Genomic DNA, 12,765 nt, shown 5'->3' on the forward strand with positions numbered 1-12,765 from the left:
TGTCAGGGGCTGCGCGGTTCGATTAGCGGCTTGACCCAGAAGGCGGCGTCTTGAGCGGCGTGGCCATTCGCTGTCACTTGCAAGCAGATGGTTTTTGAACCTGCGTAGGGACCGAGCGGGGCGTCCAGCGAGATCAGCCTTCCGTTGGCACGGTCATCGACCTTGTCGACAATCTTCTTCTCGTTTCCCTGCTGATCGCGGACAAGAACCTGAAATCTCACATTTCCGGCGGCGGTGTATTTATCCTGAAATCCGCCAGTGGCAATGAACCAGTCATCTTCTCGCAGCTGACGAGGAAGCTTGAAACATCCTCGCAGATAGCCATCGTCATCCCAATTGGGGTGTGTCAAGAAACCGCCAGCTTTTGAACCGTCTTCAAGGGTCTCCACGTCCGGTACTACATGGCCATTCGGAGTTCCAGGCTGGCCGCCAAACTCAATCTTTCCACGACCCGAAGTCCATATGGCTCTATTTGCAATTGCCGTTAGGAAGATCGGATCCTTCTTGGGGGTAGTTATGGCCGGCACGTGCTCGGGAGTGCTTATAGTCGGCAGGTTCTTGGGAGTAGTTGTGACCGGCACGTTCCCGAGTGTCGCCAGCCTTGGCGCGATGAAGATCGTGGCCAGCACGAGCGCTGGTAGCGCCAGCAGAACAGTAGGCCACAACCATCGCCGTTGACTTTGCCTGGTCTCGATGAATGTGTTGTACTGCACATTGATGGCCTGATCTCCAGTGGAGGAGATCCCGCCCATTTCCCCACCGACGCCAATTGAACGGTCCCCGCTGGATGAGACCATTTTCACCAGGGTTGCTTCGGCTGAGGCAGGACCAGACCGCGGAGCATTGCCCGACGCACTGTGACTCCCGGCCGAGTCGGACCCGGAAACGGATCGTGCCGTGCCCGGTCGATGTTCGGACGCGGTCAATGGCTGCGAGGCAGACTGCGCCGTTCGATGCTCGCGTACCACTCCGTATCCGGCGAGGCCTAAGCTGAGCAGTCCCGCGAACGCACTGATAACGCTGCCCCATTTATCGGCGTCGTCAAGCCCGGTCTTGGCCAGCAGCACCGCCATGCCTACCAGCGCAAGCCCTGCTACTACCGCGCTCACTATCCACGGTCGGTACGCCATGATCCCATGATGGCCTGCCCGACCAGAACCAGCTGACATCTCTCACAAATCACAAGGATTGTTACGTTTAACAATAGTCGCAATTCAGCCCTGTGCGATTTTAATGTCCGGATTAGGCGGTTTCCAGTTGTACACCCAGGGGCGGACTTGACCGAGTTGGGTAGGACTGGCTGGTTGTCAGCTTCGTGGGCGTCGGCCGCGGATTACTTCGGCGACGTCGTCGAACTCGGGTAGTCCGCCCGCCGGACCGGAGACCGCGGCTACCGTGCTGGAGTGGGGCGGCTTGATCGGGAGATTGGATCGCCAGCCGATGAAGTCCGTGATCGTGCTTCCTTCCGCGCGCTCCCGCGAGGAGTAGTAGCCCTGGTAGTAGGTATCCCACATGATGGAGAAACGCAGCGGCGTTCCGGACTTGTCCGTCAACAGGTCCCACCAGACCAGGGCCGGTCCATAGGACTCGTCCGGTTCGGTCTGGGCGAGCGCCTGGAATGTCGGCGATACGGCGTAGAGGTCGGAGAAGGTTAGCTTGCCCCTATAGATGTAGACGTCCTTGTGGACACGTCCCGTCGGATCATTGAAGACGGGTCCGGCGACGAATTTCTTCTGATAGGTGTCGGACAGCAACCGCTGGAGCGTCTTCGGCTCGAATATGTTGATGATTTGGTCGGTGAAGGCGCCGCCGCTGAATGTCTTGCCGCGATAGGCCCACGTTTTCCCCTTGGGCAGTGCCGGGGCATACAGTTTGCCCGCTGTGTAGAGGCGGCCGTTCACCGCTGCGGAACGGTGGATGCCGGTCTGCGCGAGCAGGCTCTTGGCCTGCCGGTCGCCACCTGCCGCGTCCTGCTTGGCGATGGCGAGCGTGCCCGGCCGTTTGAACATGACACGCCGGGTCAAATTGGAGGCGGCGACACCACTTTTCCCGAGCTTCAGCCAGCCTTTCCGCTCGAAGTGATAGTCGAAGAGGCTAGCCATGTTGTTCACGGTGCGCCCCCGACCACCCAGCATCACCGTGCCCCATTCGATGACTTTCGCCGTACGCGCCTGGGCCATCAACCGCTTCACCGCCGCGACGGGGTTTGGGGCGGCCTCAGCGGGAGACGGGACCAGGACAACACAGGCAATGACGGCGACGCCGACTCCGGCGGTCAAAGGTTTCACGAGCACGGATTCTCGCACGACTCGGCTCCCCGGCGATCACCAAGATGGTGGATCTTGCTGAAGGCGGTAGACCAGTCGATTCCTGGCGCGGTACGACGGCCTGAACTACCGGAGATCGAACTCGCCGAGCCGTACACCACCGATGAAGGCTTCCCACTCATCTGGACGGAACACGAGCATGCCGCCTGCGCGATTCTTGGTGTCCCTGACAGCGATCACGTCATCGGTGATGGCGACCTCAACGCAGCTTGCGCCATCACCGCTGAGACTGCTCTTGTGCCATGAGGCATTCACAAGGTCTGGTCGCAGCTCCCCATCCCCTTCACAGTGGATCCTCAGGCCTTTAGATCAGGTGTCGAATTCGCCGCTCTTAACGCCTCCGAGGAAGGCTGACCACTCGTCAGCGGTGAAGATTAGCGCTGGGCCGGTCGGGTGCTTGCTGTCCCTGACGCCGACGATGCCTGGCAGATTCGACGCGACCTCGACGCAGTTGTTGCCCTGTGCCGAGCTACGCCGACTCTTCATCCACACTGCGCCCGACAGGTCGATGCCGCTCGTGCTGCCCATGCCCCCGGGCCCCCTAACCGATCACTATTCGTGCGTGGTCTTGATCATTTCCAGGTGGCTGACCGACTCGTCAGGTCCGAGTGCTATCGCCCTGAGATGGTCAAACATCGGCGTATACCGTGCGATCTCCTCCGTGTTCTCCAGATACAGGCCGTCAGTTGCCGTCTCCAGGTAGACGACCGGCGCGAAGACCTCGGGGTTCGGGAAGTCCAAGAGAACAAAAGATCGATCCATCCCGGGATGCGCGCCGATTGAGGTGCGGATGACCTGGAGAGTGATGTTCTCTCGCTCGGATACTTCGATCAGGTGGTCAATCTGCTGACGCATGGTCGCCGGGCCGCCCACTGGGCGAGTCAAGGCCGTCTCATCAACGATTGCCCAAAGCTGCGGGGCATCGTCCCGGATGAGAAGGGCCTGGCGTTCCATACGTGCGGCAACTCGTCGCTCGATGTCGCGGACAACCAGGCTTGCGCGGAGAAGCGCCCGCACGTAGCTCTCGGTTTGCAGCAAACCGGGCGTGGGCTGCGCTTGGTCGACCAGATCGCCGACAATTGGGGCTACCGCGACCAGGACACGAAACGGGTGGTCTGGCTCCGCTTAAGCTCGCCACACAACATCCCCGACGACGACCCTCCTCCATGGCCGCCGCCCCTGGTCGCAAGCCATCCGGGAGATGCCGCACGGAGGACTGGCGTACGAGATGGCGCCGGGCATGTATATCCAGGTCCCGTCCAAGGTCATACCCGATCTCGCGCCCGGGACGGCCGAGCCCGAACCTCAACGGCCCGTGCGGAGCGAGGGCCCTCGCAGAGCCGTGGTGAGGATGCGCTGCCAGGAGATCATCGAGCAGACGGCCGAGCTGATCGCCAGCGGTGAGCTCGGCGAGGGGACTCGCATGTCCAGCGTCCAGCAGCTGATGGCGGAGCACTGCGTTCCCAGCTCAGCCGCCACCTATATCCAGCGTGCGCTTCGGGAGCGAGGGATCATCCGCTTAGTTCCCGGCCTGGGCTATGTCGTCGGCGCCCCCCGACAACACTCCGGTACCGCCACGCCCGCCCGTCCAAGACCAGATCACCATGATCGCCATGGTCGTGGCCGAGAAGATCCGCACAGGCGAGATCGTCGCGCACCAGCGACTGACCACCCGCCAGCTGATGGCCGAACAGGGCATTTCCCGAGGCAGCGCCTGGTCAATCCTTCGGCGGCTGGTTTTCACATGCTGGGCGTACGACATCGAACGCAAGGGCGTAGCGCCGCGATGTGCTGTCTGGGCCGCAGGCGGCGCAGGTCGCCGGGGTCGGAGACTCGTAGGGCAGCACCAGCGGAGCCGACCACACTCGGTCAGGCTCGGTGAGACGGACACCGCCTCGGCGTGATCCTTGTCGCCGATGAGCACACCCGACCCGATCCCAGGTTCGGCAACCACACCGAAACCGGCTCGGATCAGGGCCGGGGCGAGGGCGGGGGTGATGATGGTGCGCCGTTCGGTGCCTCTCGCGTGGGAATCCGCCGATCAAGCCGGCTCTGCCAGTCGCGAACATCTGGCTCCACATATCACTTACAAAGCCAACAGGACCCTCGCCACAGGTCAGGACGGGTTCAACAGCATCAGCAGAGCATGGTGGTAGGTGGCCTGAACGGGCGGGATCGACTCAAGAGCGATCTGCTCGTCGGTGCCGTGCAACCCCCGGTAGGCGACGCCGAATCCAGCGGTGGCCGGAACTCCGAACCCGGCCAGATAGTTGCCGATGTTGGACGGCCCGGCGACCTTCGCGCTGGTGCTCAACCCTGCGGCGGCAGCGGCGCTGAGTAGCGCGGCCCGCAGCGGCTCTTGCTCAGCGAGTGCGAACGCGGGCCAGCGGGTTGTGACCTCCACGTGGGTTGGCTGCGTGCCCGGCCAGGCTGCATCGACGTCGGTGGCGGACGAGCGCAGCAGGTCCAGCGCGGCCTGATCGCCCAGGGCCGGTGTAAGGCGGACATCGATGTTGAAGGTGCACAGGTCAGGGACGGTCGAGTATCCCTCACCCCCGGTGATCGCGGTGATGGTCAGCTTTGCCGCCAGGGGAAAAGCCGAGCTGACCGGTCCGGGCAGCGGCGCCTCGTGCAGGCGGGAGATCAGCATGGCCGATTTGGCGATCGCTGACGGCGTGGTCTTGCTGGCTCCTGAGTGGCCGGCGACGCCGTGGACATGCATGCGGGCGCGCAGGACACCGCGGCCACCGACCACGACGTGGTCCAGGCCCGGATAGCCGATCATCACCCCGTCCACCCGAGTGGGAGGCTGGTCCTCGAAGTAGGCCTTGGCTCCACCGAACGCGCCGGTGTGCTCGTCGACGTCGAACAGCAGCGAGACGCTGCCCGACCACTGGTCGGCCGTCTGCTGGAGCCGGGCGGCGACGTGGGCGAAGATCGCCGCTCCAACTTTGGAGTCTGAGGACCCGCGTCCGTGCAGCCACCCGCCGGTGATCTCCCCCGAGGTCGGCGGGTAGGTCCAGGCGTTCTCATCTCCGAACGGGGCGGTGTCCAGGCAGGCATCAAGCACATAGTGAGGGCCTCGACCGGCCCCGGTGATCTCACAGGCCAGCGCGACCGTCGTCCCGGCTGGCCCAGCCAACCGCCGACAGGGCAGAGCATGTTCGGTCAGCCAGGCCGCCATGTAATCCAGCACTGGGTCGTAAGGGTCGATGCCGCCGCGGCTGGGGATGCGCACCAGGTCCCGCGTCAGCTTCACCACCGCGTCATAATCCTCATGAGCGGCCTTCAGCGGCCCCCGGTCATCCAGGACACCGTTGTCGTGCCGTGTCATATCTGTGCACTCCGTTCCCGCAGCACGTCTAGCGCGGCGACGTCCTCGATGGTCTCCACCATGCCCAGGTGCAGCGTCTTGACGCCCAGACTCCGATCATGCGGGTCGCGCAGCCGCAGCAGCGCCAGCAGATGGTCCTTGAGCACCTGGTGGTGGGGCAGGCCGAACAGAACCCGGTAATAGACAGCGAAGGCCGCTCGGCCAGCACCGCCTCGATGGCTTCCGAATACTTCCCGTCACGCGACCGGGAACCCATCACCACCAGGCATTCCCGGGCACCGGTGACCGTGGCCAGCATCTCCCGCTGTAGCTGCGGGTGCGGACCTGCGGGCCCCGGAGCGGTGGCACCCTGCGATTGGCATCTTTATGTCCCTGCTTGCGGGGAAGACGTCCCGGCTGCGGCCGTCGGGTTCGTATCCGGGTGGATGCGCAGGAAGGCGGTCGCCGCACTGCGGGCCCGCCGGGTGATCTCCTGAGGGTCCGGCGAATCGGTGATGCACAGCAGCAGGCCGATCATCAGGTCACCCCACAGCAGCCCGGCGAACTGCTCGGCCATCTCCTGCGGGAGGCCGCTGAGCAATCCGTACGACTTGGCCTTGGCCATGATCGCCGTCAGAACGGCGCGGCTGGCCTGGCGCCCGAAGGAGTCCAGCGCGTGGGCGACCTCAGGCGCGCGCACCGCTTCGGCGATCGCCAGCCTGAAGACGGCGATGACCGTGGAATTCGTTGTTTCGGACAGGAGCTGCGTGCCGAAGGCGACGAGCGCGTGTTCAAGAGTTTGGCGGTCGTGGGGCTCGGGCAGACCAGCGGGCGTCCGCACTCGCTCGACCCGCTCACGGATGCAGGCCGCGAGCATTTCCTGCTTGTTGCCGACCAGAGCATAAAGCTCCCGCTTTGAGACCCGCGCGCGCTTGGCGATCTCGAGCGTACTGGTCTTGGCGTAGCCAGCCTCCATGAACGCCGAGAAGGCCGCTTCGAGGATGCGCTGGCGAGCCGGCTTCTCGCCGGCGGCCTCCCCACATGGTTTCGACATCGCCGCTTCAGACACTGCATCCCCTTGACTCGGTACCGAGGAGTACCATACCGTCAATCACTGGTACCGACCGGTACCAGACCGAGGCGATGTCAAGGAGGCAAGGCCTGGTGGAGGGAACAGTGCTCGTGACCGGCGCGGCCGGCGGCGTACAGGGCAAGACCGGGCGGCGCGTCACCGAGTTACTGCGGGAGCGAGGCGTGCCGGTCCGCGCCATGGTCCGCACACTTGATGACCGGGCCGAATACCTGCGCAGCCTCGGCGCGGAGGTGGTGGTTGGCGACTTCCTCGACTTCCAGTCCATCCAGAAGGTCGTAGACGGCGTTTCCACCGTCTATTTCGCTTACCCCGTCCAGCACGGCCTGCTCGACGCGACCGTCAACATGGCGGTCGCGGCTCGCGACGCTGGAGTCACGCGGCTCGTCGACATGGTGATGCTGATCTCGACCCCGGATGCGCCGACGCCGCGCTTGCGGGAGAACTACCTGTCCGAGCAGGTTTTCGAGTGGGCCGGGATCGGCGCCGCGCATGTGCGGGCCACGGTGTTCTTCGAGAACATCCGCGCCCTGGCGAGCGCGACGATCGCCTCGGGCGTGTTCATGGCGCCCTTCGGCGACGACAGCACCGTGATCCCCCTGGTCGCCGGAAACGACGTGGCGCGGGTGGCCGCCGGACTGCTCACCGCCGAGGACCTACCCGCGGGCAGTTCCTACTCGCTGATCGGCCAGCTCCTGACGGTGAAGGAAATCGTCACGGCCCTGGAGCACGGGCTCGGCCGGGAGGTCAGATACCAGGACGTGTCCGACGAGTTCTGGGCGGAGGCGGCCAGCAGCCGCATCAACGCCCACGCGGTCGCGCACCTGTCCAAGCTGTGGACTACCTTCCGCACTCGGCGGGTGGATTACACGGAGTACAACGGACCAGCCACCATCGAGAAGCTGGGCGGCCGCAGGCCGCACACGTTCGCGGCGTTCGTGGCCGAGGAGAAGCTCAACTTCCCGGCGAAGACAGGAAGTTGAGCGGGCTGAGCAGGAGTCACGCGCCGGGCGCCTGCCGTGTCGAAGCAAAGCAGGGCGGTCGGGCCTCAGTCAGTCGCCAATCTCCATCCTGTCATTGCTCGTCACCAGCTGGTCGCGGACGCCGTACGCCACTCGGATTCCGGCCGCAGCCCGGAGACGGCCACCGTACGAGGGCCGCGTAATTCCCGCACACGCGACGGCGCGCATGTAGAGATTCGGTCCGCGGTTCCGACTCTCCCACTGAGTGGGCCCCAACCCAGGGGCCGCCAGAACAGGAGCGAAGCGAACATGACAAAGGTGACGGCACAGATGTCGGTGTCACTCGACGGCTTCTACGCCGGTCGGCAACACAGGGGCGAGGCGGCGGATTGGATGGAGTCGGCGGAGGCTGCGGGCTTCTTCCGGGTCACTCGATGGGTGATCGACGCCATGGCTTGGCGGGAACGGCAGGGCTTCGCGGGCGGGGAGCAGAACGTCAGTTCTGACGTCATCGCTGAGACGTTCGAGGCCGCAGGGGCGTACGTCATGGGGCGACGCATGGCGGACGGTGGTGAAGTTCCTTGGGGTGACGAGCCTCCGTTTCGGGCGCCGGTGTTCGTCGTGACCCACCGGCCCCGCGAGGTACTGGTGCGACAAGGCGGGACTAGCTTCACTTACGTGACCGACGGTATCGCCAGCGCCGTGGAACAGGCTCGCGCCGCCGCGGGGGGCAAGAATGTGGCGGTCGCCGGAGGGGGCAGCCTGCTCCGCCAGGTGATCAAGGCCGGGCTGCTGGACGAGCTGGAACTGCATATCGTCCCGGCCGTGCTCGGCACGGGGATGCGCCTGCTCGATGCCGACCTCGACCTCGCCGAGAAGGAAGCGATCGAGCTCACGCCTACCCGAGTGATCCACACCCCTGAGGTCACGCACATCCGCTACATCGTCAATGGACGGGCCGCCCTCGTCCTCGACGACCGCGGCAGTGGAACCGACGCACCGTAGCGAAATCGCCGCGAACGCCGGGGAGACTCCGACAGGTCTCCCCGGCCGCGACATCTGGGTCCGAACCGGAGTTACCCGACAGTCGGGGAGGTGCGTTGCCGTCGAAGGTCCTTGCCGGTGGACGGGGGGATGGAGGCGTGCGGGTCGATCCGGCGGTGAAGCCGGCGCAGCGGAGCGGGGGCCCACCAGTTGGCTCGCCCGGCGAGGCGCATGACGGCCGGTACCAGCACGGCGCGGATGATGGTCGCGTCGACCAGGATCGCGATCGCGACGCCGATGCCGATCATCTGGAGATACATGACGCTGCCGGTGGCGTAGAGGGAGAACGACACCGCCAGGATGGCGGCCGCAGAGGTGATCAGGGGAGCACTGCGCTGCAGCCCTTCCAGGACCGCACGCGTGTTGTCGCCGGTGGCCTCGTACCGCTCCTTGATCCGGGACAGCATGAACACCTCGTAGTCCATCGATAGTCCATACGCCACGCAGAACATCAGGATCGGGAAGGCTGGGTCCAGCGTGCCGATCGGGGTGAAGCCGAGCAGCGACGAGAACGCTCCTTCTTGGAAGACGAACACCAGCGCGCCGAACATGACCGAGAGGCTGAGCAGGTTCAGCACGGTGGCCTTGACCGGGATGAGCAGGCTGCCCGACATCAGAAACAGCAGCACGAACGTGATGGCCAGGATCAGCGCGGCGACCAGCGGTACCCGCTCCATCAAGGTGGACCGGAAGTCGGTCAGCTCCGCCGGATACCCGCCGACCAGCACACGCGCGAACGGCGCCGGCTCGGCCCTGACCCGCTCGACGAGTTCGGAGACCTCGGTGCCGGCGAGCACCTCGCGGGTCGGGATCGCCTCCAGGCGGGTGCCCGCCGCACTGGTCAGCCGCTCCGGGTGGGGCGCCTGGCGCACCAGCGCGCCGTCGACAAAGACGCCGGCGGCCGAGTTGACCTGGGCGATGCCGTCGATGCGGGAGAGTCGGCCGGCGTACGGGGCGGCGGCGTCCGGCCGGCCGGCCGGGGCGACGATGTGAATGGCGTCGTTCGGCTCCTGGGCGAAGTTGGCCCGTAGCTCGTCGTACGCCTGCCGGGTAGACGCCGACGGCGGCAACACTCGGTCGTCGGGCAGGCCGATCCGCAGCCCCAGTGCCGGTGAGCCGAGCACCGCGATCAGGACGAGCCCGGCGGTGGCGAACCACAGCGGCCGGCGCATCACCCGGGAACCGAAGCGGTGCCAGCGCCGCCCACCGGCCGCGTCTGGCGCTGTTCCCCGGCGGAGCGCCCGGGGGCCGAGCGCGGCGAGCGCCGCGGGCAGCAGGGTCAACGAGCCGAGCACCGCCATCGCGACGACGAGGACGCCGGCGTAGGCGAACGAGCGCAGGAACGCGTATGGGAACGCCAGCAGCACCGACAGGGAGGCGGCCACCGTGAGCCCGCTGAAGATGACGGTACGACCAGCGGTGCGGACCGTCGTCACCACCGCGTCCGGCACCCGCGCGCCGGCGGCCATCTCCTCGCGGAACCGCGCGATGACGAACAGGCTGTAGTCGACGCCGAGACCGACCCCCATGACCAACGTGATGTTGGCCGCGAACGACGACACCTCGGTAAATCCGGCCAGAAGCCGGAGCCCGGCCAGGGTGCCGGACACAGCGAACAGCCCGATGCCGAGGGTCAGCAGGGCCAGCCGCACTCGCCGGTACAGCGCGAGGAGCAGGACGACCATCAGGGGAATGATCAGTATTTCCGCTCGGACGAAATCCGCCGTCGCCTGCTCGCTGATCTGAGCAGAGACCGCCTCCGCGCCGGCCACCCGCACATCGATCGTGGCTGAGGTGCGCGTGAACGCTGGCAGCAGCCGTTCCCTGATCTCCTCGCGCGCGGTTGTGGCGTCCCCCTCGACGTGGGCCAGGACCAGCGCCTGCCGTCCGTCCGAGCCGCGCAGCATCGGGTCATCGCCCTCCGACCAGTACGACCACACGTCCCCGACGAGCGGCCGGCCCCGCAGGTCCCCGGACAGCTGCTGACCAGCGGTGCGGACCACCGCGCTGTCCACGGTGCCGGTGCGGGCGGTGACCAGCAGGATCAAGTTCGCGTTACCGGTGCCGAAGTCCCGTCGCAGCAGCTCATGGGCCTGCACGGAGTCGGTGCCCGGTGCCTCCCAACGGCTGAGCACCAGGACGCTCATGGCACCGGCTCCGACGACGGCGAACACCAGGGTCACGATCAGACCCGTGACGAGCGTGATCCGATGACGTCGGGCGACGACAGCGCCTAGCCAGCGCAATCCAGACATGGGCATCCTCTGCTACGGTCGGAATACGAGCGATCGCCCGTATTTTCAAAATACGATTGATTACTCGCATTCGTCAACGCCGTCCGCATCGCAAGGAGCTAGGGGTGACTGAGGCACGTCCGGTCAAGCGGCAGGCGCGTGGCCGGCAGCGGATCGCCGATATCCTCGACGCGGCGCTCGCCCTGTTCGCCGAGGCTGGGTATGAGGCGACGACCACTAATGCGGTCGCGGCCCGCGCCGGCATCTCGCCCGGTTCGCTGTACCAGTTCTTTCCGAACAAAGAGGCAATCGCGGAGGCACTGTCCGCCCGGCTGGTGGAGCAGATGCAGGCGGTGCACTCCTCGGCGTTCGACCTGGCGCAGGTCACCGACCTGACGTTGGACGAGCTGATCGACAGGATGCTAGACCCGCTGATCGCGTTCAACCTGGCGAACCCGGGCGCGAAGGCCCTGTTCGGGAACACCGACATGCCGGCCCGCCTGGCAGGGGCGGCGCGTCCGCTGCAGGAGGCGGTGGTTGGCAGGGTGGCGGCCATCATCGGAGCCCGCTTCCCCCGACTCCCCGCCACCGAACGGAATCTCGCCGCCCTGGTGACGGTGCGCATCGTCGCGGCCATGATGCCGCCCATCGTGGCCGCACACGGCGTCGACCGGGACGCGCTGATCGCCGAGCTCAAGAAGGCGCTGCGCGGCTACATCGCCCCGCTCGACGCCCACTGAGGAGGGCTATGACGTTGGCTGATGTGTACCAATCGCGGCCAAGCCGTCCGGCACCGAGCGTGCCCGGTGCCGGACGGCTTGGTTAGCGGGCCGCCCGCAGGATCAACTTCGTCACCACGTCGGGGTGGCTCATCATCGCGACGTGTGAGCTGTCGATCTCGACGGTCGTGGCGCGGGCTCGCTTCGCCATCGCGCGCTCGGCTTCGGGCGGGATGATCCTGTCCTGCCGGGCGACGAGGTACCAGCTCGGCACCGATTTCCAGGCCGGTGGACCGGACGGCGTGACGAGCGCCGCCAGCGCTCCGGGCCGCTGGGTGGCGGCCATGATGCCGGTGGTGCTCCGCGGCAGATCCTGCGCGAACAGGCGGTGGAAGTAGGCCGGGTCGATGTAGGCGTCCCCGTCTCCAGGAGCGGCGCCCGGGTAGGGCCGCACGATGAGATGGTTGGTCACATCGGTGTGGCCGCCGCCCAGCGCGTTCGCCGCGGCGACGCTCTCGCCTTCGTCGAGGGCGTACGCCGCCACGTAGACCAGGGCCTTGACGTTCGAGTTCCCCGTGGCGCCGTTGCTGATCACCGCCCCGCCGTAGGAATGGCCGACGAGTACGACCGGACCGTCGATGGCGGTCAGGAACTGGCGGAGGTACTCGCCGTCCGCCTGCGGTCCGCGTAGCGGGTTGGAGAACGAGACCACCTGGTAGCCGGCCGCGAGCAGCCTGCCGGCGACCGCGTTCCAGCCGCTGGAGTCGGCGAAGGCGCCGTGGACCAGGACGATCGTCGGCTTCGCCGTTGACGTTCGGTCCGCGTGTCCGGCGACGGCGCGGAGATCGGAGGACGCGTTCGCGGAGGTCGTGGACCCGGTGAGAGCGAGCCCGCCCATGAGGACAGTGGCGGCGATTGTCTTGAGCAACCGGCGACGCGGACGGGAGCGCACAGGGGGACCGGAGTTGTGGGATGCCATAAGGAACTCCTCAAGTCGATGAGACCCGCACATCGTCGACTGGTAGACGTGAGCACCGGACCACGTGATGTTCGTAGTTTTCTCACGCTGGTGCTGT

14 protein-coding genes are annotated in these 12,765 nt (G+C 66.2%); 3 read left to right on the plus strand and 11 right to left on the minus strand.

From position 1 onward, the window contains the following. Window positions 1-2: 2 nt before the first annotated feature. From ABGB08_RS04570 to ABGB08_RS04610, 9 genes are all read right to left on the minus strand, one after another. Window positions 3-1,130 carry a hypothetical protein gene (locus tag ABGB08_RS04570; RefSeq protein WP_347586584.1) on the minus strand — a complete coding sequence of 376 codons (1,128 nt, stop codon included), beginning with the start codon at window positions 1,128-1,130 and terminating at the stop codon, window positions 3-5. Between the two features lie 177 nt (window positions 1,131-1,307). After that, the gene (locus ABGB08_RS04575) at window positions 1,308-2,306 is read right to left on the minus strand and encodes a hypothetical protein (protein WP_347586586.1); all 999 of its coding nucleotides are present in this window, start codon (window positions 2,304-2,306) and stop codon (window positions 1,308-1,310) included. An 87-nt stretch (window positions 2,307-2,393) separates the two neighbouring features. Beyond that, window positions 2,394-2,582 carry a DUF397 domain-containing protein gene (locus tag ABGB08_RS04580; protein WP_347586588.1) on the minus strand — a complete coding sequence of 63 codons (189 nt, stop codon included), beginning with the start codon at window positions 2,580-2,582 and terminating at the stop codon, window positions 2,394-2,396. A gap of 54 nt (window positions 2,583-2,636) precedes the next feature. Then, window positions 2,637-2,855, minus strand: coding sequence for a DUF397 domain-containing protein (locus ABGB08_RS04585; RefSeq protein WP_347586590.1), 219 nt, complete (start codon window positions 2,853-2,855; stop codon window positions 2,637-2,639). Between the two features lie 24 nt (window positions 2,856-2,879). Beyond that, window positions 2,880-3,365: a DUF5753 domain-containing protein gene (locus ABGB08_RS04590; protein ID WP_347586592.1), complete on the minus strand. Its 486-nt coding sequence runs from the start codon at window positions 3,363-3,365 to the stop codon at window positions 2,880-2,882. A 267-nt stretch (window positions 3,366-3,632) separates the two neighbouring features. After that, window positions 3,633-3,806 (minus strand): hypothetical protein, encoded by a 174-nt coding sequence (locus ABGB08_RS04595; protein WP_347586594.1) that lies wholly within the window; start codon window positions 3,804-3,806, stop codon window positions 3,633-3,635. 637 nt (window positions 3,807-4,443) lie between these two features. After that, window positions 4,444-5,661: a M20/M25/M40 family metallo-hydrolase gene (locus ABGB08_RS04600; RefSeq protein WP_347586596.1), complete on the minus strand. Its 1,218-nt coding sequence runs from the start codon at window positions 5,659-5,661 to the stop codon at window positions 4,444-4,446. After that, window positions 5,658-5,807, minus strand: coding sequence for a hypothetical protein (locus tag ABGB08_RS04605; RefSeq protein WP_347586598.1), 150 nt, complete (start codon window positions 5,805-5,807; stop codon window positions 5,658-5,660). Before ABGB08_RS04605 ends, ABGB08_RS04600 begins: the two co-directional genes overlap by 4 nt. Window positions 5,808-6,025: 218 nt before the next feature. Beyond that, complete coding sequence (locus tag ABGB08_RS04610; RefSeq protein WP_347586600.1) at window positions 6,026-6,709, minus strand: TetR/AcrR family transcriptional regulator; 684 nt, start codon at window positions 6,707-6,709, stop codon at window positions 6,026-6,028. Window positions 6,710-6,804: 95 nt separating this feature from the next. Between ABGB08_RS04610 and ABGB08_RS04615 the strand changes: the two genes are divergently transcribed. Beyond that, complete coding sequence (locus ABGB08_RS04615) at window positions 6,805-7,713, plus strand: NmrA family NAD(P)-binding protein (protein WP_347586602.1); 909 nt, start codon at window positions 6,805-6,807, stop codon at window positions 7,711-7,713. Window positions 7,714-8,001: 288 nt separating this feature from the next. Further along, window positions 8,002-8,697, plus strand: coding sequence for a dihydrofolate reductase family protein (locus tag ABGB08_RS04620; protein ID WP_347586604.1), 696 nt, complete (start codon window positions 8,002-8,004; stop codon window positions 8,695-8,697). Window positions 8,698-8,768: 71 nt separating this feature from the next. On the opposite strand, the gene ABGB08_RS04625 is transcribed toward ABGB08_RS04620, so the two are convergent. Next, entirely contained in the window at window positions 8,769-10,991 is a 2,223-nt protein-coding gene (locus ABGB08_RS04625) for an MMPL family transporter (protein ID WP_347586606.1), read from the minus strand. A gap of 104 nt (window positions 10,992-11,095) precedes the next feature. Between ABGB08_RS04625 and ABGB08_RS04630 the strand changes: the two genes are divergently transcribed. Continuing rightward, complete coding sequence (locus ABGB08_RS04630) at window positions 11,096-11,710, plus strand: TetR/AcrR family transcriptional regulator (RefSeq protein WP_347586608.1); 615 nt, start codon at window positions 11,096-11,098, stop codon at window positions 11,708-11,710. Between the two features lie 82 nt (window positions 11,711-11,792). On the opposite strand, the gene ABGB08_RS04635 is transcribed toward ABGB08_RS04630, so the two are convergent. After that, window positions 11,793-12,617: an alpha/beta hydrolase gene (locus tag ABGB08_RS04635; RefSeq protein ID WP_347586610.1), complete on the minus strand. Its 825-nt coding sequence runs from the start codon at window positions 12,615-12,617 to the stop codon at window positions 11,793-11,795. Window positions 12,618-12,765: the final 148 nt, after the last annotated feature.

It is taken from the genome of Acrocarpospora sp. B8E8 (assembly GCF_039871605.1).
Taxonomy (GTDB): domain Bacteria; phylum Actinomycetota; class Actinomycetes; order Streptosporangiales; family Streptosporangiaceae; genus Acrocarpospora; species Acrocarpospora macrocephala.